The sequence below is a fragment of the Bacillus sp. AFS088145 genome (assembly GCF_002564465.1).
Classification (GTDB): domain Bacteria; phylum Bacillota; class Bacilli; order Bacillales; family Bacillaceae_G; genus Gottfriedia.
On the sequence record NZ_NUUX01000005.1, the window covers coordinates 160,658 to 185,646 of the forward strand.

The window sequence follows — 24,989 nt, forward strand, 5'->3', positions numbered from 1 at the left end:
AGCAATATGGAGGTACGTAAAAAATATGATTTATTTTGATAATAGCGCGACTACTAAACCTTATAAAGAGGTATTAGACACATATATTACTGTTTCGGACCAGTTTTTTGGAAATCCCTCTTCAATTCATAAGCTAGGTGGACGCTCAGAGCAATTACTCTCAAAAGCTAGAAACCAAATTGCAGAGCTTTTATCAGTTCAACCATCAGAGATCATCTTTACATCAGGTGGAACAGAGGGGAATAATTTAGCAATAAAAGGAACTGCCATGATGCATCGTTCAAGAGGGAAGCATTTAATTACGACTGAAATTGAACATCCGTCAATTTATGAAGCTTATAAACAATTAGAGGATCTCGGATTTGAAGTAACCTACTTATCCCCAAACGAGGATGGGTTTATTTCTGTTGACCAATTAAAAAATGCATTAAGAGATGATACGATATTAGTTTCTGTCATTCATGTAAATAATGAAACAGGAGCAATTCAACCGATAACCGAAATTGGTCGATTATTAACGGATTATCCAAAAGTATTTTTCCATGTTGACGCTGTTCAAGGGGTAGGGAAAGTACCATTGAATATTAAACAAGCTGCGATCGATTTATTATCTATTTCTGGTCATAAATTTCATAGTGTAAAAGGAACTGGAATTTTATATATTAGAGAAGGTGTAACATTATCATCTTTAATGACAGGTGGTTCACAGGAAAGAGAGATTCGCTCAGGTACGGAAAATCTAGCAGGAATTGTTTCGATGGCAAAAGCGTTAAGAATCACGCTAGAAAAACAAAAAACAATGAATGATCACCTATACAACATGAGAAATGAACTCATTCAACATTTAGAAATGATGGACTTCACTGTGTTGAACTCACCACAATCAGATTTTGCTCCTCATATAATAAATATTTCATTTGTAGGATTAAAGCCTGAGGTAATTGTCCATGCTCTATCTGAAGAAAATGTTTTTATTTCTACAAAATCAGCATGTTCTTCTAAAACTTTTGAGATAAGCCGTGTATTACAAAGTATGGGTAAGAGCGAAAAAGTAGCAAGTAGTGCTGTCAGAATAAGTCTTTCTTATGAAAATACTATGAGTGAAGTTGAGCAGTTTAACAAAATAATTAAAGAAGTAATTAAAAATTTATATAAAGTAATGGGGTAACAGCATGAATGTAGAATATATTTTAATTCGTTATGGAGAAATGACTACAAAAGGAAAAAATCGAGGTCGATTTACAAGTATATTAAGAGAAAATGTTCGAAATCGATTAAAAGCTTTTGAAAAAATTAAAATCACTGCAACGCGTGATCGTATGTATATAAAATTAAATGGTGAAGACCATGAGAAGGTTGCTGCCAACCTAAAAGAAGTTTTCGGAATTCATACGTTTAGTTATGCTAGAAAAGTTGATACTGAATTAGATGCAATTAAAAAAGGTGCTCTTGAAGCTATTAACGAGCTTGGTGATAGTGTTAAAACGTTTAAAGTAAACGTACAACGTAGTTATAAACAATTCCCATTAAACACGCCGCAGTTAAATCGCGAGCTAGGTGGGTATATTCTTCAAAATACAGAACACTTAACTGTAGATGTTCATCAGCCAGATGTAGCAGTTCGAGTAGAAGTGCGTGATGATGCTACTTATATTACTTGTGGAGAAGAATACGGTGCAGGTGGCTATCCAGTTGGAGTTGGCGGAAAAGTAATGTTATTACTATCTGGAGGAATCGATAGTCCAGTAGCAGCGTACATGTTGTTAAAACGAGGCGTGTCAATAGAAGCGATTCATTTTGAAAGTCCTCCTTTTACGAGTGATCGTGCAAAACAAAAAGTAATTGATTTAGCAAGTAAACTAACTAGATATTGTAGACGAGTGACTTTACATGTTATACCATTTACTGAAATTCAAAAAGCAATTCATAAAGAAATGCCTGCAAGCTACACAATGACAATCATGAGACGCGTTATGCTTAGAATTGCTGAGCAAGTTTCAGTTGATCGAAAAGCACTTGCTTTAGCAACTGGTGAAAGTTTAGGTCAAGTGGCAAGCCAAACATTGGAAAGTATGCATACAATCAATGAAGTAACTAATTATCCAGTTTTAAGACCACTATTAGCTATGGATAAATTAGAAATCATGGATATTGCTAAAAAAATTGATACGTATGATATCAGTATTAGACCTTATGAGGATTGCTGTACAATTTTTACTCCAGCGAATCCAGCTACAAAACCAAAACGTGATAAAGTGGCTCGTTACGAGAGTCATTTCGACTTTACAGAACTAATAAATGAAGCTGTGGTTAATAGAGAATCAATCATTTTTGAGAACGAAATGATTCGAAATCAATCGTCAAAAAAAGAAGAAGAAATCGATATCGACGCACTTTTATAAAATTACTAAAAATTACCAGTAAAAATATGAATGAAGATATGTGTTTTATCACACTCTATACTCACAAGGAGGTGACAACACATGTCAAATAGAAATAATTCAGGTAGCAATCAATTATTAGTTGATGGTGCTGAGTCTGCTTTAAACCAAATGAAGTATGAAATCGCTACAGAATTTGGTGTAAACCTTGGTCCAGATTCAACTTCACGTGCTAATGGTTCTGTTGGTGGTGAAATCACAAAACGTTTAGTACAAATGGCTGAACAAAGCCTTGGTGGATATTCTAGATAATAACATTTAAATAATTATGGATTAAGAGGTAGGGTAAAACCTACCTCTTTTCTATTTGCTCTACCTTTTCTTTTTGTTGATTTAATATTTTAGAATAATTTTGTTATAATAAAGGGAATAAATTAAAGGAGAGACCTGTTCATGTCATATATTGAAAATGAATTTATTAAAATTACAACTAAATCACAGGGAGCAGAGTTGACGGGTATCTATACAAAAAAAGATAATATAAATTATTTATGGAATGCTGACCCAGCTTATTGGGGGAGACATGCACCTGTTTTATTTCCGAATGTTGGTAAATTAATTGATAATCAATATAAAGTGGATAATAAAGTCTATGAGCTTTCTCAACATGGTTTTGCAAGAGATATGGATTTTCAATTAACTGAAATGAAAGAAGACTTTATCAACTATGAGTTAATCAGTAGTGAACAAACGCTTTTAAAATATCCATTTCAATTTTCATTAACTATTAATTATAAGATTAAGAACAATACTGTTTTTATTAAATATGTTGTAAAGAATAATGATCAGAAATCAATGCCATTTTCAATAGGGGCTCATCCAGCGTTTAACATACCTCTGAAGGAAGATGAAATTTTTGAGGATTATTACTTACAGTTTGAAGAGGAAGAAAGATTAGAAACAATTAAATTAGAAGGACCATATCGTAGTGGTAAAAGAGAACTAATCGGTCAAAATATTAAAAACTTACCATTAACTCGTGAATTATTTAAGGATGATGCATTAATTTTTGAAAAACTTAATAAAAACGTGCTGACAATTCGTTCGAAAAATCATAGTAATACGATCAAAGTTCATTTCGAAGGGTTTCCATACGTTGGAATATGGACTACACAAACAGCACCTTTTTTATGTATTGAACCATGGTATGGAATTGCAGATGAAATCGGCCCGGTAAAAGAAATGAAAAATAGACTTGGTATTCAAATGCTAAATCCAAGTGAAACATTTACTTGTACATACAGTATTACAGTTGAAAGTGATTGATTTAAAGTAAAGGTACGCGACGAGGAGTTTAGTACTCCCTATTTTGATTAAATAAACTATCTTTTTTAGGTAGTTTATTTTTTGTGAGTTTTTGTTTAAATTTTCTGAAAAATAGTCGAAAAATAGCAGGAATTGACTATACAATTAACGAAACCATTATTATTCTATTTTGCAAAATTCAAAATATAATTTTAGTAATGATCAAAAGGGGGACTAACTAAGATGAACAGTACAAGTCTAATCGCTCCAAAAGTATATAATCTAGTTTGGGAAATTGAAAAATTTGCTTCAACTGATAAAGTGGCGTTAAAGTGGGTAGACCTAAATGGAGAATCCCATCAATTAACATATAAGGAACTTTATAATAAAGTTCACCAATATGCTTTTACATTTAAAAATAGTGGCATCGAAAAAGGGGACAAACTTTTTGTCATGATGCCAAGATGTATTGAGACTTATGTAGTTTATTTAGCTATTTTAAAAATTGGATGTGTTGTAATCCCAGGATCTGAAATGTTGAAGGTTAAGGATATTCAATATCGTCTTGAACATAGTGAAGTAAAAGCGATTGTATCGCATGATGAATATATAGGTACGTTTAGCGATATTGCTAAAACTGGTAAATATAAATTATTTACTATTCATAATCAACAAAACGTGTGGACTTCATTAAATGACCAAGCAATTAGTGGAGCACATGTATTAACTGTGGAAACGAAAAGTGATGACTTAGCGTTTATTTCATATACGTCAGGAACGACTGGCAATCCTAAAGGTGTTGTACACACTCACAGTTGGGGCTATGCACATATTCGTACAGTTGCTTCGAATTGGCTGGATGTGACAGAAGATGATACTGTATGGGCTACTGCAGGTCCAGGATGGCAAAAGTGGATTTGGAGTCCATTTTTAGCGACATTGGGTAGTGGGGCAACAGGGTTCTTTTATGAAGGGAAATTTGATGCAGATACTTTCCTAACATTACTTAAGGAGCAAAATATATCAGTATTTTGTAGTACGCCAACCGAATACCGATTTATGGCAAAGGTTGAAAATCTAGATCAATATCAATTACCTACACTAAGAAGTGCTGTGTCAGCAGGAGAGCCTTTAAATCAAGAAGTAATCCGTACATTCAAAAAGCATTTCAATGTTGATGTAAGAGATGGTTATGGACAAACTGAAAATACATTATTAATCGGAACGATGAAGGATATTAAGGCAAAAGTAGGTTCAATGGGTATTCCAACACCAGGAAACTTAGTTGAAATCGTTGATGATGAAGGAAATCCAATCGGGGTTAATGAAGTAGGGCATATCGCAGTACATTTAAGCTCTCCAGCATTGTTTAAACATTATTATAATGATATGGAACGTACAAAAGCACAAAGAAAAGGTGAGTACTATTTAACGGGTGACCGAGCTAAAAAAGATGAAGATGGCTACTATTGGTTTGATGGACGTAGTGACGACATAATTATTAGTTCTGGTTATACAATTGGTCCTTTTGAAATAGAAGATGCGTTAGTACAACATAAGCTTGTAAAAGAATGTGCAGTTGTTGCTAGTCCGGATCCATTACGTGGTAATGTTGTTAAAGCATTTGTTGTTTTGACGGAAAATGCTACAAATCAAGATGACTTAGTATCTGAACTACAAGAACACGTGAAAAAAATTACTGCTCCATATAAATATCCACGTATAATTGAATTTGTCCAAGAGCTACCAAAAACAACTTCTGGTAAAATTCGCCGAGTAGAATTACGTGCGAAGGAACAATTACGTGAATCGAATTAAATATTTATGTTAAAATGAGGGAAAATTCCCTCTTTTTTTGATTTTAAGACAATTTATCTTGCAAGAAATAGCTTAAATTTAATGAACGGATGGTGGAATGGAAATGAAGAAGCTTTGGCATAATGGTTTATTTTATACAATGGTAAGTGAAGGGGAAACGGTAGACTCAATCATTACTGAAGATGAACAAATTTTGAAAACAGGAACATATGAAGCTTTGCTTTCTTTTTTAGACGGTGAACAATTTGAGAAAATTAATTGTAACGGAAAAATCGGTTTTCCAGGTTTTATTGATAGTCATTTGCATTTAATTGGTCATGGTGAAGCGATGAATCGTGTAGACTTGTCAAAGTGTCAATCATATGAAGAGATGCTTGAACGAATGAAAAAAGTTGTAAAAGACGCGCATCCAAATGAGTGGATTGTTGGGGAAGGATGGAATGAAAACGAATGGGAATCAAAAGAAGAATTCAGTATTGACGATTTAAATAGTTTATCAAGCACAAATCCAATTGTACTAAAAAGGACTTGTAGACATGTCTACTTTGTAAATTCTCTTGCACTTAGTCATGCAGCAATAAATGAACAGATGCAAATCGAAGGAGGGCAAATTGGCTGCTTTGAGGATGGTCGTTTAAACGGATTATTGTATGATGAAGCTGTCAATTTAATCATTAAAGCGATGCCGGCACCTGACGATCAGTACTTGTCAAAAGCAATTATTTCCGCTATTAAAGATTGTTATCAATACGGTATTGTTGGAGCAGTAACAGAGGATTTATCCTATTATGGAAACGCAAACCTAGTGATAGATTTATATGAGCGATTGTTAAATGAAGTACCATTTCATACTCATGTTTTAATTCATCATACGACTTTGGATGAAGTCAAAGGAAGATTACATAAAGGTAATAAGAATGTATCATTTGGAGGCGTAAAAGCATTTATTGATGGTTCATTTGGTGGTCGCACTGCACTATTAGAAAAACCTTATGACGACGATCAAAGCATAACAGGATTACAAGTGACTTCTCCAGAAAAATTAGAAGTAATTACAAAAAAAGCGCGTGAAAATGAATTGCCAATAGCATTTCATATGATTGGAGATCTAGCTGTTAAGCAAGCCGTTGATGTTGTTAAAAAATATCCAAATCAAACTCAGCTACCTGATCGATTTATACATTGTGCACTTTTATCTCCAAAATTAATTGAGGAAATGAAAGAACTAAACATCGTTGTAGATGTACAAACCTCATTTATATATGCTGATTACCCATGGCTAGTAGAACGTATTGGTCAAAGCCGAAATGAATATGCATATTTAATTAAAACACTGCTAAAAGAATCAATCTCTATAGCAAATGGTTCAGATACACCAATTGATACAATTAATCCGTGGCAAGGTATATATACAGCGGTTACCCGAAAAGCAAAGGACGGGATCGCATATAATATACAGGAAGCAATTAGCCTATATGAAGCAATTAAACTTTATACGATTGATAGTGCGACGTCAATTCGTCAAGAAGATAAAAGAGGTCTCATAAAAGAAGGATATTCTGCTGATTTTATTTTATTTGATGAAAATCCATTTGAGTTAGAAAAAGATAATCTACTGTATGTTAAATGTAGTGAAACTATTTGCCGAGGAAATATTGTCTATAAAAGAAATAGGTAAGTTAAGGACAAGCAAGAGTGTCCTAGAAATTGTTTGTTACCAACAACAACTAGTATTTATCAACGAAGTTCATCAAAAATCTAATATTTTACTACACAAAAAGAATGGTATGTAATTTTACCATTCTTTTTGTTTATCCAGAAGTTGGTTTGCCTATACTGATACAAAAAAGGGTGGTTTTTTGCTTTACATATACTCAATTCTAATTTTTATTGCAATCGTAGTTTTACTCTTAATCATTTTCGTCCTTTTTATAAATATGAAAGTCAATATTTTATCCGTTTATACAAATGAAGAACGATTTATGAATATTAAACTGTCTATCTTGAACAACCTATTGCATTTCGCCTTTACGATTCCTTTAAAGAAACCGAAAGAGGTAAAGGAGGACGTATCAGATTTAGAGAAAAAAAGGGATTTGTCTGTCCTACAACAAATTGATTTTTTCATAAATTTATACTCCAACGGACATACTATCATTACAAAATTTTTAAACACTGTACAAATTTACAATTTAACTTATCATATTCATTTTGGTGTCGGAAATTCTGCTTTAACAGGGATATCAATTGGGACAGCTTATAGTGCGATCGGAATTTTTGAAAACTTATTAAAGAAATTTACGATATTACATCATCCGCCAACGATCGATATCACGCCCAACTATTATACATCCGTAATGGAAACTACTGGTAAGATACGGTTTTCATTTTCGGTACGAAAGGCAGTCTTTGCGGGATTATTATTACTTAAAGCATATTTAAAAACTAGAAAAGACTTTAAAGCAACACATCCAATCGAAACTAATTAGAGGTGATTATCAATGAGTCAACATCCTATTGGAGACTTAATGCACGCGGCAATGGAAAATTTATCAGCAATGATTAATGTAAATACAATTATTGGTGATCCAATTTCAACACCAGATGGAAGCTTAATCTTAACCGTATCAAAAGTAGGGGTTGGCTTTGCAGCTGGTGGAAGTGAATTCCGAAATTACCATTTAGTAGATGGTGTTAAAGAAGCTGAAGTAAGAAGTCCACATCCATTTGGAGGAGGTACAGGTGGAGGTGCTTCAATCACTCCGATTGCCTTTTTAATTGTAGGTAAAGATGGTGTTAAACTACTTCATCTAGATCAAAATACACATTTAATCGAAAAGCTAATGGATTTAACGCCACAAGCGTTAGAAAAAGTAAAAAAATATATGAAGAAAAAAGATGATTCAGATAAACATGTGGACGATTTTGATTCAGATTTAGATTAAATATAAAATTTAAGTAAAGTTAATTGCATTCAAGGTTTCCTTCCAGTAAGATAAATGTTGTGAACATTTTGTAATTTTGGGAGGAAATATCATGGCATCTGTAACATTTAAAAACAATCCAGTAACTCTTATTGGACAAGAAGTAAAAGTAGGAGAAAAAGCTCCAAGCTTTACTGTATTAGCAAACGATTTAAGCCCTGTAACTTTAGAGGCTTCAGCTAATAAAGTACGCTTAATTAGCGCAGTACCTTCTGTAGATACTGGAATTTGTGATGCACAAACTCGTCGTTTTAACGAAGAATTATCAAACGTAGAAAACGTTGAAGTTTTAACAATTTCAATGGACTTACCATTCGCACAAAAAAGATGGTGTGCTGCTAGTGGTTTAGAAAATGTACATACTTACTCTGATCACCGTGATGCATCTTTTGGTGAAGCATTTGGTGTTTTAATGCAAGAATTACGTTTATTAGCTCGTGCAGTATTCGTAGTCGATTCAAAGGATGTTGTTACTTACGTTGAGTATGTAGCTGAAGGCACAACTCATCCAAACTATGAAGCAGCAATCGAAGCTGTAAAAGCTGCAAAATAATAACAATAACTCTATTAAGAGGTAAAAGGGCTGTCGAGTAGATCTCGGCAGTTTTTTTTGCATTAAAAAGGCATTCACAAATATGAATGCCTAAGTGTGTAAATATCAGACTGTTGTCAAGATTATTTACCTAAAGAAACTGATTTCTCAGTACAACGTTCCATAGCCGAGATAATAGATGAGCGGAAGCCTTGTTTTTCTAATTCAGCAATTGCTTCAATTGTAGCACCACCTGGTGTGCAAACTTGGTCCTTTAATTCCCCAGGATGTAATTCCGTTTCAAGTACCATCTTTGCTGCACCTAAAACTGCTTGGGCTGCTAACTTATATGCCTGGTCACGCGTTATACCTTGTAATACAGCTCCGTCTGCTAAAGCTTCGATCATTAAGTAAACATAAGCTGGAGAAGAACCACTAACTGCAGGAATCGCATCCATTAATTTTTCATTTACTAATTCGCATTTTCCGAAGCTATTGAAAATTTCCATTACTTCACTTAACTCTTCGTTGCTCACTACATGATTATGACAAAGTGCACTCATGCCTTCTCTAACTAAGGAAGGAGTATTTGGCATCGTTCTAACGATTTTAACCTCTTTACCGAAAGATTTCTCAACACCTTCAAGAGTAATTCCAGCGGCAATCGTAATGATCACAGTATTACTTGAAACAACTTCTTTAATTTCTTCAATAATAGTTGGATATAAATCAGGTTTAACTGCTAAAAACAAATAATCAACCTGCATTGCTAAATCGATATTACTATTTAATGTGTGAACATTATATAAATCTTTTACTTTTACAAGTGTTTCATTAGACCTTGCACTTACATAAATTTGATGCTTTTCAATTACATTCGATTCAATTAACCCACCAATCATAGCTTGGGCCATTTTACCGCAACCTATAAAACCAATCTTCTTATTCATTTGTTCTCACATCCAATATATTTAATAAATTGAATTATACATGAGGGGTTAAATATTACCAAATAATACATTATTAAAAAAAAATAATGTATGGATATCCACAAGGAATTATTTTTTGTAAAATAGAAATTGTAAAGAAAATTGACTCTTTATTTGGGGGTATTATGAAACAAATTTTAAAAGAATCAAATCATAAAACTACAATTGAGATTATTCAACAACTTATTCAAACATATGGTGGAACTTCATTAACACATTTAGGATTACTTGGAGATAAAAAAGTATTTCTTTCAGAAGATCAAAAATCTACATTTGTTTACCGTAAACAAGGTAATAAATTAGTTGTTCTATGTGATCCAATTGGTGAGATTTCTTTTGAAAAAATAAAGGAGTTTGAAAATTATTCAAGGAGTATAAAATGTATTCCGTGTTTTTATCAAATAGATGATAACTCAAAAAAGTTGTATGAAAAAGCTGGCTATCGATTGTTAAAATTAGGTGAAGAAGCAATAGTTGAATTAGAGGATTTCGAAATTGCAGGTAAAAAAGGAGCAAAACTAAGAACCAAAAGGAACAAATTCATTCGACAAGGATATCAATTTGAAGTGTCAATGCCTGGCCATTCTATAGGTCTACTTCAAGAGCTAAAAGGGGTCTCAGATGTATGGTTAAACGGAAGAGAAGAGCTATCCTTTTCAGTTGGTTCATTTCATTTTGATTATGTTTCAAATTTTCCGATAGGAATCTTAAGGGATAAAAATGGTCAAGTTATTGCTTTTGCGACATTACCGATTCAAGGACAAAATATAACAATCGATTTAATGAGATATTTAAAAGAATTACCATATGGAACGATGGATATGCTTTTTGTTTCCATTATGTTTTGGGCAAAAGAAAATGGATTTAAAAGCTGTAGCCTTGGAATGGCACCTTTAGCAAATGTTGGCCAAGATTCAAAATCATCAATCATCGAAAAATCTGCAAAAATGATCTTTAAATATGGTAACTCAATTTATAACTTTAAAGGATTATTAACTTTTAAAAGTAAATTTGCGAATAAATGGGAATCAAAGTACTTAGCATACAAACCATATACATTACTTTCGGTTATCACAAGCATATATCACCTAGTTCATGGAACTAAATCTTTGAACTATATAACTCGATTTATGAAGCCGATAGAAAAGAAAGTGAAAATTAGTTAACGAGGTCCTCTATATAAGAGGTCTTTTTTTATGCTTTTCATTATTGCTCCATGAAAAAGTTACTGTTCGTTATATCATAGTGACATTAATTCCAGTGCAATACAAAAAAACTACATAAAAAGTTCAAATTGTATTAAATAAAAGTAAACATTCATCATTTAAAATTAAATTAACAGTACTGGATTAAAATTGATTAAAAAAACCAAATACTTTCTAATAGAAGAAAATTATTAAAGTGGACACGTTTAAGAGCCATACGTATAATGAAACACAATGACTGTTCTATTATGAAAGTGAGGAAAGAAAAATGGTAAAAGAGAATTCAGTGGAATTTTTATTTAATTACATAGATGAATCGACAGAATGTTTAAAAGATAATTTAGAAATTTCTTATTTAGAGGCATTAATTGAAACGGGTGAAAATTTCTTTGAAGGGGAAGTTTTGCAAGAAGAAATTAATGGTTCACAAAAAGATAAGCTTATGAATACAATTCAACAATTTACATCAACTTCAAAAGATAATGAGAGTATCCGTAGAGCATTTCAATTAGCGATATTAAAAGGTATGAAGCAAGGTGTACAAACAAATCATGAAATGACTCCAGATGGTATTGCTTTTATTATTACTTATTTAGTTGGAAAACTTACTGAGGGGAAACAAAATTTAACTATCTTAGATCCGGCAATTGGTACTGGAAATCTTTTATTAACAATTTTAAATTCTTCAAAGGATAAATTTACTGATTCTGTTGGAATAGATGTAGACGACGTTCTTGTTAGAATCGCATTTGTTATAGGCAACTTACTAGGACATGAAATAGAACTATTTAATCAAGACAGTTTAGCGCCATTATTTGTAGATCCGGTTGATCTTGTTGTTTGTGATCTACCAATTGGTTTTTATCCAAATGCTGAACGTACAAAAGAGTTTACTTTACAAGCAAAAGAAGGCATGTCTTATGCTCATCATTTATTTATTGAGCAAAGTATGAACTACTTAAAATCTGGAGGATTTTTCATTTCGCTAGTTCCAAATCACCTATTTACTTCAGAGCAATCTACTCAATTACAAAGCTATATTAATGAAACAGGTGTTATTCAAGGATTGATACAGTTGCCAGTATCTGCCTTTAAGGACGAAAAACATCAAAAAAGTATATTAATAATCCGCAAAAATGCAGAAAATATGAAGAAGCCAAAACAGGCTTTATTAGTTGATTTTCCTAAGTTATCGAATATAAAAGCAGTTGAAGATATTATGCTTCAAATGAATGAATGGTTTAAAGAAAATTTACAATAATTGAACTTTTAAACACGTAAACTAATTTGTGTTATAATAATTTCAGCTAAAAAAATATAACAGTTTCATGTTTAAAGGAGATGTAAAAACATGGCAAATATTCTTGCTATTAATGCAGGTTCATCGTCATTAAAATTTCAATTAATTGAAATGCCTAGTGAAAAAGTACTTACAATTGGTTTGGTAGAGCGTATCGGTTTAAAGGATAGCGTTTTTGTAATTTCTGTAAACGGGGAAAAAATTAAAGAAGTAACTGATATTGCTGATCATTCTGTTGCAGTAAAAATGCTTCTTGAAAAGCTAACAGGTTTAGGAATTATTACTTCATTCGATGAAATTCATGGAGTTGGACATCGTGTAGTTCACGGTGGAGAACTATTTACAGATTCTGCTTTAATTACTGAAGAAGTTGAGCAACAAATTGATGAACTTTCTGATTTAGCTCCGCTTCATAACCCAGCTAACCTAGTTGGTATTCGTGCATTCAAAGAATTATTACCAAATATTCCTGCAGTAGCTGTATTTGATACTGCATTCCATCAAACAATGCCTGAAGAGTCTTACTTATATAGCTTACCTTATGAGTACTATAAACAATTTGGTATTCGTAAATATGGATTCCACGGTACATCACATAAGTATGTAACAGAAAGAGCTGCTGAATTAATTGGTAAGCCACTTGAAGAATTAAGACTTATTTCATGTCATTTAGGAAATGGTGCAAGTATTGCTGCAGTTGATGGTGGAAAATCAATTGACACTTCAATGGGATTCACTCCACTTGCAGGTGTAACAATGGGAACTCGTTCTGGTAACTTAGACCCAGCTTTAATCCCATTTATTATGGAAAAAACGGGTAAAACAGCTGAGGAAGTACTTGATGTATTAAATAAACAAAGTGGTATGCTTGGTATCTCTGGATTCTCAAGTGACTTACGTGATATTGAGACTGCAGCTGAAGAAGGTAATAAACGAGCTAAAATCGCTCAAAGTGTATTCATTGAACGTATCCACAAATATTTAGGTTCTTACGCTGCTCGTATGAAAGGCGTAGATGCGATTATTTTCACTGCTGGTATTGGAGAAAATGGTCCAGAAATTCGTCAAGCCGTTCTAGAAGGTCTTGAATTTATGGGGGTTTATTTTGACCCAAGTAAAAATAACTTTAGAGGAAAAGAAGCTTTCATTAGCTTTGATCACTCTCCAGTTAAAGTAATCGTAATTCCAACTAATGAAGAAGTTGTAATCGCAAGAGATGTAGTACGAGTTGGAATGAAATAATTTTTTAGTAAACATAAACGTAGAGCATACAAAAATAGATGACCTCATATTCTTAAATTGAGATCACTTTTTGGCTCTACGTTTTTTTATATTCGAGGTGATAGTATGGATCAAATGAAAGAGTATAATCTATGGCTTGAACTGAACGATTTGATTGAAAAGAAACAACAACAGCGAAATTTAAATAAACTTGAACTTATGTATCAAAATGCTTCTAATTTTCTCCTCCAAAAAATACCTCAGAGCTATTCGAATACTTTTAATGAATTTTTTTCAACTGCTTTTTTCCACACTCAATCATTAATACAAACAACAAAACAGTTTCAAGAAAAGAAATTAGATATTCTTAATCGAGCTCAAATTTTAAAAAGTGATGTTATCACAATAAGTGATTTAAGAAAGCTACCATTAAGACAATTGAATTTTTTAGCTGAACAAGAAATATCGAAAGCATTAATAGTCTCAAGTGTTCAAGGTGGAATAAGTGGAACTAGTACGAAGCTTGCTTTATTTGGTGATTTACCGGCTTTATTATTTATTAATCTTAAAACGGTACAAGAAATAGCTCTTTGTTATGGATATGATGTAAGTATTCCAAAAGAGATGGAATGTAGCTTAAAAGTATTACAAGGTGCAATCCTCCCATCAACCGAAAAATACGTTGTTTGGAGTAATTTAATGAACGATATTTTAAAGCATGAGGATTCTGACGTATTTGCAACTTGGGAAAATGAATTTAATGGAGAAGGGGTCTATTATACAGTCATATTACAAATGTGCAAGTTATTAATGATCCATTCATTACGGAATAAGGTTTTAGGTGGTATTCCTTTATTAGGAGTTACTGTTGGGGCAAAATGGAATGAATCATTTACAAAAAACATATTAGAATATACAAAGAAATTTTATCAATATCGTATATTATCGGAACGGATAAACCAGGAGCCAACAAATTAAATCGCAATTTGAGAAGCTAACAAATTATCTGTTAGCTTTTTTAATGTGGAATGAGTGGAAACGGACTTGAACCTCCATTAGACAATTTACTCTTAGCCCATCCAATACCCGTTTGGTTGTAAACGAGTATATGGTATGCTAATAGAAAACCATTCAAGGAGACAATTATGAAGCCTACATCAAGTTTTCAACTAGAACAATCCGTTGGAAAGTTACGAAAAGTGATTGACCAACTAAACAAGCAAATTAAAGAAGCATCTTCCGATAAAGTTGCGAATGAAACCATCAGACTAAAAGAGGAACTGAAAACAATCGGAGACACGCTTTTACAAATTCAAAAGCGCGAAAATGAATAAACATAATAATAGGGATACAGAAAAAAGCTAACAAATTTATTGTTAGCTTTTTAACCATGTATTTTTGTATCATTCGACATTTGTTGGTTACTTCTAAACCAAATCCAAAGATCGTTAATAATTGATGCTAATTCTGCAATATCAGAATTTAATTTACAGCTCAAAGCAAAATCAGATTCGTGATTTAATTGTTCTTGTTTATGATTAATCGAAAACTCTAAACGCTTAATTTGATCAGGTATTTCACCACGGATATATTCCCATTCAGTAATAATCATCAGTTGTTGATCGCGAGAGTAATCTTCCCAATCCAGCTTTAGGCTTGGTAGAAAAATACCTAATCGTTCATCGTATAAAAAATAATCTTGTAACATTTTTTACTCCCCCTCATGACTATATTATACATTGAAAAAAATTTGTGAAACATATTGATTTTTAAAATTCTAGATTTATGAAATGAAAATTGTTTGTAAATAGCCTAAAATCTAAAAATAAAAATTATTAAAATAAAAGGAAAATAATTCATAATAATAGAAAACATAGTTATCTTTTAATAAAATAATCTTACTATATTAAAGATATATGTATAAGATAATGACATAATTTTTAATGGACTGGCTTTATGCTTAAATAACACATTAAAAAGGTTAATGAGAATAGATTTTACAAATACATACAATTGATTGATTTATCTAGATGATTTTCAAAAATATATAAAATTATTTAGACTCGAAAGGAAGAGTTTTATGAGGCATGCTGTCATTACGGCAGGATCGAAGGGGTTAGGGAAGAAAGTAACTGAAGCATTTTTAAAAGATGGTTATTCAGTAACTGTTACGTACTTTTCTGATGAACAAGCTATCAAAGAGCGAAAAGAAGATTGGAAGGATTATTTGGACCGGATTCTTTTTGTAAAAGGTGATATTTGCGATAAACAATTTATTAGTGAGATTGTCTCAAAAACAATGGAGAAATTCGGTAGGGTTGATTGTCTTATCAATAATGCTGGTCCGTATTTATTTAACCGTAAAAAACTGGCTGACTACACTGATGAAGAGTGGGAATACTTGTTGTATGGAAATTTGCACAGCGTGTTTTATCTTTTAAAGAAAGTTATTCCAATTATGAGGAATCAAAAATATGGGCGTATCATAAATTATGGATTTCAAGGTGCCAATTCGGCTTCGGGATGGATTTATCGTTCTGCATTCAGCGCTGCTAAAGTAGGGCTAGTTTCATTAACAAAAACAATAGCCTATGAAGAAGCTGAAAACGGTATAACATCTAATATGATTTGTCCTGGAGATATTTTTGGTGATATGAAAGAAGCAAATCAAACTGATGCAAGTAAGGATGGAAAAGGTCTTGCACCAGTTGGAAGATCTGGAACTGGAGAAGATATAGCAAGAATGGTGCAATTTTTGTGTAAGGAAGAGTCTGATTTTATAACAGGTGATATATTTGAAGTCACTGGTGGCTTGGATGTCATTAATAAATACAGACATATTCCATTATCATGAGAATTCGTGGGACAATTCCATTTTTAAAGCATAAATTATAGTAAAAAAGATTCTGAATTAATATTTATTAAACGAAATTAAGCGTTTTCATTTTCTGCACTATATGTTTTGTGTTAATATAAAAATGTATTATTTTTTAATAAATAAAGCTCATCCTAAGAGGCACGAATTAAATAGATTTCAGGGGGAAATAACATGCGTATTGGGGTACCAAAAGAAATAAAAAACAACGAAAATCGTGTAGCAATGACACCAGCTGGAGTAATGAACTTAGTTGGACATGGACATTCAGTTTACATTGAAACAAATGCTGGACTTGGTTCAGGATTTACTAATGAAGAATACGTAAATGCTGGCGCAACAATTGTTGAAACAGCTGAAGAGGCTTGGAATAATGAAATGGTTATGAAAGTTAAAGAACCAATTCCAAGCGAATATGGATATTTCCGTGAAGGATTAATTTTATTCACATACTTACATTTAGCTCCAGAGCCTGAATTAACTAAGGCTTTAATTGATAATAAAGTAGTAGGAATTGCTTACGAAACTGTACAAGTTGGTAATACATTACCGTTATTAACTCCGATGAGTGAAGTAGCAGGACGTATGTCAGCTCAAATCGGTGCTCAATTCCTTGAGAAAAATAAAGGCGGAAAAGGTATTTTATTAGGTGGAGTACCAGGAGTACGTCGTGGAAAAGTTACAATCATTGGTGGAGGTGTAGCAGGAACAAATGCTGCTAAAGTAGCTGTTGGTCTTGGTGCTCATGTAACGATGATTGACTTAAATCCAGATCGTTTACGTCAATTAGATGATATTTTTGGTCATCAAATTACGACTTTAATGTCAAACCCTTACAATATTGCTGAAGCGGTTAAAGAATCTGATCTTGTAATCGGTGCAGTATTAATTCCAGGTGCAAAAGCGCCAAAACTTGTAACAAAAGAAATGATCGAATCAATGGAACCAGGTTCAGTTGTAGTTGATATTGCAATTGACCAAGGTGGTATTTTCGAAACAACAGATCGTATTACAACTCATGATTTCCCAACATATGAGAAGCATGGAGTAGTACACTACGCTGTAGCAAACATGCCTGGTGCAGTACCTCGTACTTCTACAATGGCATTAACAAATGTTACAGTACCTTATGCAGTTCAAATTGCTAACAAAGGTTATCAAAAAGCTTGCTTAGATAACTCTGCATTATTCAAAGGTATTAATACACTTGATGGATATGTAACTTACGAAGCAGTAGCGGAAGCTCACGGCTTAGAATACAAAGAAGCAACTACTTTATTGCAAGGTACATCTGTTTCTACAAACTAATAAATAGTAAAATCCCTTTATCAAAATCGGTAAAGGGATTTTATTTTAATCAATTCTAATATCATTCACTTTATTTTTATAGTGAAATTATATCATAATTTCCATTTTATGTAAAAAGGAGTGAAAGTATTGAAATTTATTATTATCCTTATTTTTCTGATTACAGGTATTTTCGGGTTTAACTGGCTAATGGGTTATCGTAATCAAAAGATTACAATAGATTTAGATGAGCGTTATTTAAATCTAAATGAATATGCGAAGGCTGTGAAGGCTGAATTAGAAAGCCAAGGTAAAACAGTTGATTACAGAGGAAATAGACTTTTTATCATAAATGGTAAATAATATCATCTAATTGAACGAAATGTATCAATGGGTGGTGTTCCGTTACAACATACAATCCTTCAAAAGGTTTTTTTAAGACTGTTGACAAAGGCTCGCTTTCTTCGTTGCTTCACCTGCCAACGCTTTGCTCATTACCGTCAAAAGGTAACTCCGCTTTTCACCAGGCTTCGCGTCCCGAAAGAAGACAAGCGCTTGCAATCAGTCTGAAAATCAAGTTTTAGAATTTTGTCTATACAATAAAGAATCCCAATCTTCATCTGAAGAAAGGGATTCTTTTTCTTTATTCCTGACTCAAATTATATTCTTCTTTCAACATGCTATATTGATACATATCACGATGAGCGCCTTTGAAAAACTCATGCTTGCGCAATATACCATCTAAATGAAAGCCTAATTTTGTAAGGAAATTTTGTGAAGCGATATTATATTCGTATACTTCACCATATATTTTTATGAGTTTTAATTCATTAAAAGCATAATTTAGTAGATAGTTTAATGCAAATGAACCAATTCCTTTATTTTGCATTGATTGTTCTCCAATTACGATTCCAAAAGCAGCATGATTATTCTCTTGATCAAGATTTCCTAATTCAATTCTTCCTACACAAATACCATTGTATTCGATTGCGAACAAGTGGAGATTAGGTTTAAGTCCGTCAAAATATTTTTCATAGCCTTGTACCATTTCATCTAAAGAACGTGGTTTTTCTATTCCTACAAGCTTACCAATCTCATTATCACATTCCCATTTATGCATAATAGGGATGTCTGACGGAAGTACTTGTCGAATATTTATTAATCCGTCTTGATTCATATTATAGGATGATTAATTCTTTAGGGAACTTCGTTAATGTCATTGCACCTGTTTCTGTAATAACGATATCATCTTCAATACGAACTCCACCAACATTTGGTACATAGATTCCTGGCTCAATTGTATATGACATGCCAGTTTTAATAATACCAGTATTTGAATCATTTACTGATGGGTAATCGTGGATACCAATACCTAAACCGTGACCAATACGGTGAACGAAATATTCGCCATACCCAGCGTCTGTAATAATTTGACGAGCAGCGCGATCAACATTTCCTAATACCTCTCCTGGTTTACTCACTTCGATTGCAGCAAGTTGACCTTTTAAAACGGTTTCATAAATTTCTCGTTGTTGCTCATTTGGTTGACCAAACATTACTGTACGAGTAATATCTGAGCAATATCCATCAACGATAAAACCTAAGTCCATAAGTACGAAATCACCTTTTTTAATTGGGTTTGTACCTGGATTTCCGTGTGGTAACGCTGAGTTTGCACCAGTTAAAATTAAAGTGCTAAATGAAGTTTTAGAAATACCTTTTTTCTTCATTTCGTATTCCATTTCAGCAATTAAATCCATTTCTGTTTTGCCTTCAGCAATACGATCAACAATAATTTGGCAAGCCATGTCAGCAGCTTCAGCAGCAACCTGCATACGACGAATTTCTTCACTATCTTTAATTAAACGTAAGTCATGTAATTTTTCCTCAGCTGCAAGGAATTGTACGCCAGGGAAAAGTTGTACTAATCTTTCATAGCGGCCAACAAGAAGATGTTCTTTTTCGATCGCCATACGATTAACTGTAATATTACGTTTTGCTAATGATTCTTGTATCATTGCCCAAGGATCTTGACTATCATTAAAGCCTATTACGTCATATTTCCAGCCAGCATTTTGTACATGTCCAACTTCCATTTGTGGACATACAAGTATTGGCTCATCATTTGGAAATACAAGACAAGCTAAAAGACGCTCATGTGGATTACAATGGAAATTAGTTAAATAAAATACGTTCTCAGTAGATGTAATAAATCCTAGTTGAATATCTTGCTCTTTTAACCAAGTTGATAGATTTTGTATACGGTGTTCCATTTGTAACATCCTTTCTTAAAAAACAAATTACTGCAATAAACAAAAAAGCCTTTACAGTATATAACACTCTTATTTTATCATTTTTTATCGAATTACGTAAAATAGTTAACTTATTTCTTATTTTTGTAATAGAAAATAATCTGTTAAAATGTGGTAGAGACTAATTTTATAATAAAGGAGCGACTTCATTTGAAAATTACATATTTTGGGCACAGTGTTATTTTAGTAGAACACGGTCAAGATTCAATTATTATTGACCCGTTTATTAACGGTAATCCACATACTAATGTGAAAGTAGAAAATATTAAAGTGAATTATATTTATGTAACACATGGTCATGGCGATCATTTAGGTGACACAGTTGAACTAGCAAAACGAAATGATGCAACTGTTATTGCTCCTGTGGAATTAGCAACTTGGATTTCGTGGCAAGGTGTCAAAGTTGTCCCTATGCATATCGGGGGAGAAAAAGAGTTTTCATTTGGTAAATTAAAATTAGTAGAAGCAATCCATGGTTCAAGTATTGTTGATGAAGAAAATAAACAAATAATTAATGTAGGACCACCATCAGGCGTTTTATTAAAAATAGCTGGTAAAACAATTTATCATGCTGGTGATACGGCATTATATAGAGGTATGAAAACATTAGGTGAGTATGAAACTATCGATATAGCATATTTACCAATTGGTAATCATTTTACAATGGGAATCGACGATGCAGTAATTGCTTCTGAATGGATTAACGCACAGCAAGTAATTCCGATGCATTATAATACATTTCCACCAATCCAAGTAGACCCAAATGAGTTCCTTGCAAAATTACCAAAGAATAATGGTTTCATTCATGAGCCAAATACAACAATTTCACTAGTGTAGTATAGGCCATCGAAAAAAATATTAGTACAGTATTAGAAGCACGTTGAAACGTGCTTTTTTTCATGGTATGAATTGTTATATAATAGTTAATAAAAATATTAATACAACCATTGAAAGCTTGGTGAGGTAATTGACTACAAAGCACGATCAAATACTAGAACATATTGAACAACTACCGGTCGGTCATAAAATATCAGTAAGACAAATTGCGAAAGATTTAAGTGTAAGTGAAGGTACTGCATATAGAGCAATTAAAGATGCGGAAAACAAAGGATTTGTTAGTACCATTGAACGTGTAGGTACGATTCGTATTGAAACGAAAAGAAAAGAAAATATTGAAAAATTAACTTTTGCCGAAGTTGTTAATATTGTTGATGGACAAGTTTTAGGTGGTAAAGAAGGATTACATAAAACACTTAATAAGTTTGTTATTGGTGCAATGCAGCTTGATGCGATGATGAGATATATTAGTGCAAATAATTTATTAATCGTCGGAAACCGAGTGAAAGCGCATGAATTAGCATTAAAAGAAGGATCAGCGGTTTTAGTAACAGGTGGATTTGATACAGATGAAAGTGTAAAACGTCTTGCGGATGAAATGAAAATGCCGATTATTTCTTCTAGTTATGATACGTTTACTGTTGCGACGTTAATTAATAGAGCAATTTATGATCAGTTAATTAAGAAAGATATAGTACTAGTTGAGGATATACTCATTCCAACTGAAAAAACAGCTACACTATCTCCATTTGATGAAGTTGAAAAGTGGTATGAACATAACAGAGAGACAGGTCATGGAAGATATCCTGTAATTGATGATCGAGGGAAGCTAATTGGAATTGTAACTTCAAAGGATATTATACATGAACAACGTACTCAGAGAATTGATAAAGTAATGACTAGACAACCAATAAGTGTAAATGAAAAAATGTCGGTTGCGGCAGCTGCTAGAATGATGGTTTGGGAAGGCATAGAGTTGCTACCAGTTGTAAATACAACGAATTACTTAATCGGTATTATTAGTCGTCAAGATGTACTTGAAGCATTACAGCAATTGCAACGACAACCACAAGTGGGAGAAACAATTGATGATATAGTTACTAGTCAATTTCATAATAATAAAGATCAAAAAAATGATGACTTTACGATTAGATGTAATGTAACTCCTCAAATGACGAATGTAATTGGTACTCTTTCACATGGCGTATTTACGACGATTGTAACTGAGGCAGGTAAACGAGCAGTTCGTGATATGAAAAAAGGGGATTTAATCGTAGAAAATATTACAATTTACTTCGTACAACCAGTTCAAATTGATGATGTAATTGAAATTAAACCAAAAGTTTTAGAATTAGGTCGTAAGTTTGGAAAAGTTGATGTTGAAGTATTTCAACAAGGAATTTTAGTAGGTAAAGCATTGATGATGATGCAGTTATTAGATCGTTAATTGGAAGCCTTATTGGGGCTTCCATTATTTTTTTAATTAAATATAAAAAAGCGGGAAAACAAATTCCCGCCTTTGAAGTTTATGGAAAAATCATCCCGTATTTTTAATTTGAAAGCAGTTTATGAACTCGTTTAACAAATTCATTATTTTCGTTTCTAGTATCAAAATCTTTTGCTAAGTCATATACAATTTTCTCTAATTTCTCTAAGTCATAAATAAATTCATCTTCATTTATTTTCAATTTTTTCGCCATAAATAATGCTGCTAGCCAAAACTCGAATTTATATGATAGATTCGAAAGATTATCACATAAATCAACATGTTTATAGAACAATTCAATTGCTCTGTCAGGATCACAAAAAGTTAAAAAAATCATTTGCTCACTTAGTTCAGGAATGTATTTTGTGCGATTGTATGTTACAAAATAAGCTTTTTGTTGAATAATTAATGCTTCATCTATTTTGCTTTCTTCTAATAAAGGAAGCAGTAATTTTGAGTAGGATTTGTGAATCGCTTCGTCACAATCAACTGAGCTATTCATTATTTTATTTTGCAAATTTAACGCTTCTTGAAGATGATCAATTTTTAGTAAATAAATCATTTCACCATACATTTCACATTTTTCACAATTACTTAAATGATCCCTTGGAGATTTTTTATATAGTTGATAGTTTTGTTTTGCGTAATCAATTTGATTTAAATATAAGTTCATTATAAATAGAGCTTGAAAATAAGGTCTTAAAGAATAGTTAGCAATCACTAAACGATTCTTAAAATCCTCAAAATAATGGTGAATTTCTTCTAACGAGAATCTCAGGGACTGAGGTATTATTTCTAGGAACCACTTGTACAGCCATAGGATTTGCTCTTGCTCGATACGTTCTTCGTTTTGATCATATAAATCTATGCACCACAAAAAGGTATCAATAAATAAGTCTATTTCACCAATAGAAAAAGCAGTTTCTGCTAATTCCATCTTAACGTAATATAGATATCCCCATTCCTCTTGATTCTCTAATTCTTCTGCAAAAGTAAGTAGTTTTTGAAGTTTAATACTAGAATGTGATAATTCTACTAGTTCATCAAATTTTGATGAAAATAGTTCTTCAGTCATCATGTAAGTTTTCTCACTTTCTAGATTACTATAAGATTAAACAGTTTGTTTATTTTCAATTGCTTTATAATGCTTATTCTGTAAGTATCCACGATATAGATTTGCCGCACCAAATAGAATGAAAATAATACCGACACAAATTGTTATTAATTCAAGCTTTGCTACAATTTGATTTATACCGTAAAGCAATAAGAATAATCCAAAAGTTAATCTTGCACGTGATCCTGCAATTTTTTTTGTTAATAGTTCGCTTGTAAAGAAAAATTTGGTAACGTAAAATAAGAAGAATAGAAAAGATATAATTACGATTGTTGCAATGCTATTCACTTAGCTTCCACCTTTCAATGACTAATACATAATTCTATTTTACAGTCATAGAAACTATATTTCAAAAGTTTTCATATAAAGGAGAGTTTAATGTTGAAGGAAAAAATTTTAAAAGATATACATTCGTTTGATACGATAATAATTCATCGTCATGTTCGCCCAGATCCAGATGCAATTGGTTCACAGTGCGGTTTAGCAGAGATGATTAAAGCAAGTTATCCTGCAAAAAAAGTATATGTAGTAGGACATTTGCCACAATCTCTAGAGTATTTATATAAAATGGATGAAATTGCAGATGAAATATATAAGGAAGCGCTTGTCATTGTTTGTGACACAGCCAATACTGAACGAGTAGATGATGCGAGATATTCAACTGGAAAGAAACTAATTAAAATTGACCATCATCCGAACGTAGATCCATACGGTGACATTATGCATGTAGATACTACTGCAAGTTCAACGAGTGAGTTAATTTTTGAACTGGCAGAGAGTAGTAATGAACAATTAGTCGTAACTGACACAGCTGCGAGACTAATATATGCAGGTATTATTGGAGATACAGGAAGATTCTTATTTCCAAGTACAACAGAAAGAACTTTTCATGCAGCTAGTAATTTGATAAAAAAGGATTTTTCGATTAATGAAATATATGACAATATGTATGAAACATCAATTGAGATGGCTCATTTAAATGGATATGTTCTTCAAAATTTTAAACTAACCGAAGAGGGAGTCGGTCATATAAACATGACAAAGGCTCTAATGGATGAATACAATGTAAACTCTGAACAAGCTTCATTGGCTGTAAGTTCACTTGGGCATATAAAAGGGGTAAAAGCTTGGGTTATCTTTTTAGAAGAAGAGGATTTAATTCGAGTACGTCTACGTTCAAAAGGACCAGTTATAAATGGAGTAGCTGCTATGTTTAACGGTGGTGGACATCCGCTTGCATCTGGGGCGAAAGTCTTCTCATGGGAAGAAGCAGAAAAAGTAGTCGAAGAATTAAAAAAAGTTTGTAGGGAAGAAAAATAAAGTTCTAAAAATAAATTTGAGAG

General features: G+C 32.5%; 26 protein-coding genes. 20 read left to right on the plus strand and 6 right to left on the minus strand.

Translation table 11 applies throughout. The features are described 5' to 3' along the window. Window positions 1-25: 25 nt before the first annotated feature. The 9 genes from COI44_RS02755 to tpx all read left to right on the plus strand — a co-directional run bounded on the left by COI44_RS02755 (window position 26) and on the right by tpx (window position 9,041). Window positions 26-1,168 (plus strand): cysteine desulfurase family protein, encoded by a 1,143-nt coding sequence (locus tag COI44_RS02755; protein WP_098426545.1) that lies wholly within the window; start codon window positions 26-28, stop codon window positions 1,166-1,168. A 4-nt stretch (window positions 1,169-1,172) separates the two neighbouring features. Further along, window positions 1,173-2,402, plus strand: coding sequence for a tRNA uracil 4-sulfurtransferase ThiI (gene thiI / locus COI44_RS02760; RefSeq protein WP_098426546.1), 1,230 nt, complete (start codon window positions 1,173-1,175; stop codon window positions 2,400-2,402). An 81-nt stretch (window positions 2,403-2,483) separates the two neighbouring features. Next, window positions 2,484-2,693 (plus strand): alpha/beta-type small acid-soluble spore protein, encoded by a 210-nt coding sequence (locus COI44_RS02765; protein WP_098426547.1) that lies wholly within the window; start codon window positions 2,484-2,486, stop codon window positions 2,691-2,693. Between the two features lie 141 nt (window positions 2,694-2,834). Next, a complete protein-coding gene (locus tag COI44_RS02770; protein WP_098426548.1) occupies window positions 2,835-3,707 on the plus strand; it encodes an aldose 1-epimerase family protein in 873 nt (290 codons plus the stop codon). Window positions 3,708-3,929: 222 nt separating this feature from the next. Continuing rightward, on the plus strand, window positions 3,930-5,504 hold the full coding sequence (gene mbcS / locus COI44_RS02775) for an acyl-CoA synthetase MbcS (protein WP_098426549.1): 1,575 nt from the start codon (window positions 3,930-3,932) through the stop codon (window positions 5,502-5,504). A 103-nt stretch (window positions 5,505-5,607) separates the two neighbouring features. Next, on the plus strand, window positions 5,608-7,182 hold the full coding sequence (locus COI44_RS02780; protein ID WP_179886987.1) for an amidohydrolase: 1,575 nt from the start codon (window positions 5,608-5,610) through the stop codon (window positions 7,180-7,182). 181 nt (window positions 7,183-7,363) lie between these two features. Further along, window positions 7,364-7,993 (plus strand): DUF2953 domain-containing protein, encoded by a 630-nt coding sequence (locus COI44_RS02785; protein WP_098426551.1) that lies wholly within the window; start codon window positions 7,364-7,366, stop codon window positions 7,991-7,993. Window positions 7,994-8,005: 12 nt separating this feature from the next. Further along, window positions 8,006-8,449, plus strand: coding sequence for a GerW family sporulation protein (ytfJ, locus tag COI44_RS02790; RefSeq protein ID WP_097979115.1), 444 nt, complete (start codon window positions 8,006-8,008; stop codon window positions 8,447-8,449). 91 nt (window positions 8,450-8,540) lie between these two features. Next, complete coding sequence (gene tpx, locus COI44_RS02795; RefSeq protein WP_098426552.1) at window positions 8,541-9,041, plus strand: thiol peroxidase; 501 nt, start codon at window positions 8,541-8,543, stop codon at window positions 9,039-9,041. A gap of 122 nt (window positions 9,042-9,163) precedes the next feature. On the opposite strand, the gene proC is transcribed toward tpx, so the two are convergent. After that, window positions 9,164-9,970, minus strand: coding sequence for a pyrroline-5-carboxylate reductase (proC, locus tag COI44_RS02800; RefSeq protein WP_098426553.1), 807 nt, complete (start codon window positions 9,968-9,970; stop codon window positions 9,164-9,166). Between the two features lie 164 nt (window positions 9,971-10,134). Between proC and COI44_RS02805 the strand changes: the two genes are divergently transcribed. The 5 genes from COI44_RS02805 to COI44_RS02825 all read left to right on the plus strand — a co-directional run bounded on the left by COI44_RS02805 (window position 10,135) and on the right by COI44_RS02825 (window position 15,069). Next, complete coding sequence (locus COI44_RS02805) at window positions 10,135-11,175, plus strand: phosphatidylglycerol lysyltransferase domain-containing protein (RefSeq protein WP_179886988.1); 1,041 nt, start codon at window positions 10,135-10,137, stop codon at window positions 11,173-11,175. A gap of 307 nt (window positions 11,176-11,482) precedes the next feature. Then, window positions 11,483-12,475: a class I SAM-dependent methyltransferase gene (locus tag COI44_RS02810; protein ID WP_098426555.1), complete on the plus strand. Its 993-nt coding sequence runs from the start codon at window positions 11,483-11,485 to the stop codon at window positions 12,473-12,475. A gap of 90 nt (window positions 12,476-12,565) precedes the next feature. Then, the gene (locus tag COI44_RS02815; RefSeq protein WP_098426556.1) at window positions 12,566-13,756 is read left to right on the plus strand and encodes an acetate kinase; all 1,191 of its coding nucleotides are present in this window, start codon (window positions 12,566-12,568) and stop codon (window positions 13,754-13,756) included. 105 nt (window positions 13,757-13,861) lie between these two features. Further along, the gene (locus COI44_RS02820) at window positions 13,862-14,713 is read left to right on the plus strand and encodes an EcsC family protein (RefSeq protein WP_098426557.1); all 852 of its coding nucleotides are present in this window, start codon (window positions 13,862-13,864) and stop codon (window positions 14,711-14,713) included. 167 nt (window positions 14,714-14,880) lie between these two features. Then, window positions 14,881-15,069 carry a hypothetical protein gene (locus tag COI44_RS02825; RefSeq protein WP_098233714.1) on the plus strand — a complete coding sequence of 63 codons (189 nt, stop codon included), beginning with the start codon at window positions 14,881-14,883 and terminating at the stop codon, window positions 15,067-15,069. A gap of 50 nt (window positions 15,070-15,119) precedes the next feature. On the opposite strand, the gene COI44_RS02830 is transcribed toward COI44_RS02825, so the two are convergent. Further along, window positions 15,120-15,443 (minus strand): hypothetical protein, encoded by a 324-nt coding sequence (locus COI44_RS02830; RefSeq protein WP_098426558.1) that lies wholly within the window; start codon window positions 15,441-15,443, stop codon window positions 15,120-15,122. 372 nt (window positions 15,444-15,815) lie between these two features. Here COI44_RS02830 and COI44_RS02835 point away from each other — a divergent pair, with 372 nt between their 5' ends. The 3 genes from COI44_RS02835 to COI44_RS02845 all read left to right on the plus strand — a co-directional run bounded on the left by COI44_RS02835 (window position 15,816) and on the right by COI44_RS02845 (window position 18,260). Beyond that, a complete protein-coding gene (locus COI44_RS02835; RefSeq protein ID WP_098426559.1) occupies window positions 15,816-16,589 on the plus strand; it encodes an SDR family oxidoreductase in 774 nt (257 codons plus the stop codon). A gap of 195 nt (window positions 16,590-16,784) precedes the next feature. Continuing rightward, complete coding sequence (gene ald / locus COI44_RS02840) at window positions 16,785-17,918, plus strand: alanine dehydrogenase (RefSeq protein ID WP_098426560.1); 1,134 nt, start codon at window positions 16,785-16,787, stop codon at window positions 17,916-17,918. A 129-nt stretch (window positions 17,919-18,047) separates the two neighbouring features. Continuing rightward, window positions 18,048-18,260: a hypothetical protein gene (locus COI44_RS02845; protein WP_286163723.1), complete on the plus strand. Its 213-nt coding sequence runs from the start codon at window positions 18,048-18,050 to the stop codon at window positions 18,258-18,260. Window positions 18,261-18,540: 280 nt separating this feature from the next. Here the strand turns inward: COI44_RS02845 and COI44_RS02850 are convergent, their stop codons facing one another. After that, on the minus strand, window positions 18,541-19,074 hold the full coding sequence (locus tag COI44_RS02850) for a GNAT family N-acetyltransferase (protein ID WP_098426561.1): 534 nt from the start codon (window positions 19,072-19,074) through the stop codon (window positions 18,541-18,543). Between the two features lies 1 nt (window position 19,075). Then, the gene (locus tag COI44_RS02855) at window positions 19,076-20,170 is read right to left on the minus strand and encodes a M24 family metallopeptidase (RefSeq protein ID WP_098426562.1); all 1,095 of its coding nucleotides are present in this window, start codon (window positions 20,168-20,170) and stop codon (window positions 19,076-19,078) included. A gap of 189 nt (window positions 20,171-20,359) precedes the next feature. On the opposite strand from COI44_RS02855, the gene COI44_RS02860 reads away from it, so the two are divergent. Together COI44_RS02860 and COI44_RS02865 are read left to right on the plus strand one after the other, a co-directional pair. Next, complete coding sequence (locus COI44_RS02860) at window positions 20,360-21,046, plus strand: metal-dependent hydrolase (RefSeq protein WP_098426563.1); 687 nt, start codon at window positions 20,360-20,362, stop codon at window positions 21,044-21,046. Between the two features lie 130 nt (window positions 21,047-21,176). Beyond that, window positions 21,177-22,493 (plus strand): DRTGG domain-containing protein, encoded by a 1,317-nt coding sequence (locus COI44_RS02865; protein ID WP_098426564.1) that lies wholly within the window; start codon window positions 21,177-21,179, stop codon window positions 22,491-22,493. Window positions 22,494-22,596: 103 nt separating this feature from the next. Here COI44_RS02865 and COI44_RS02870 read toward each other — a convergent pair whose 3' ends face one another. Together COI44_RS02870 and COI44_RS02875 are read right to left on the minus strand one after the other, a co-directional pair. Then, window positions 22,597-23,610 (minus strand): hypothetical protein, encoded by a 1,014-nt coding sequence (locus tag COI44_RS02870; RefSeq protein ID WP_098426565.1) that lies wholly within the window; start codon window positions 23,608-23,610, stop codon window positions 22,597-22,599. Window positions 23,611-23,643: 33 nt separating this feature from the next. Then, the gene (locus COI44_RS02875; RefSeq protein WP_098426566.1) at window positions 23,644-23,934 is read right to left on the minus strand and encodes a YtpI family protein; all 291 of its coding nucleotides are present in this window, start codon (window positions 23,932-23,934) and stop codon (window positions 23,644-23,646) included. A 93-nt stretch (window positions 23,935-24,027) separates the two neighbouring features. Between COI44_RS02875 and COI44_RS02880 the strand changes: the two genes are divergently transcribed. Next, window positions 24,028-24,966, plus strand: coding sequence for a DHH family phosphoesterase (locus tag COI44_RS02880; RefSeq protein ID WP_098426610.1), 939 nt, complete (start codon window positions 24,028-24,030; stop codon window positions 24,964-24,966). Window positions 24,967-24,989: the final 23 nt, after the last annotated feature.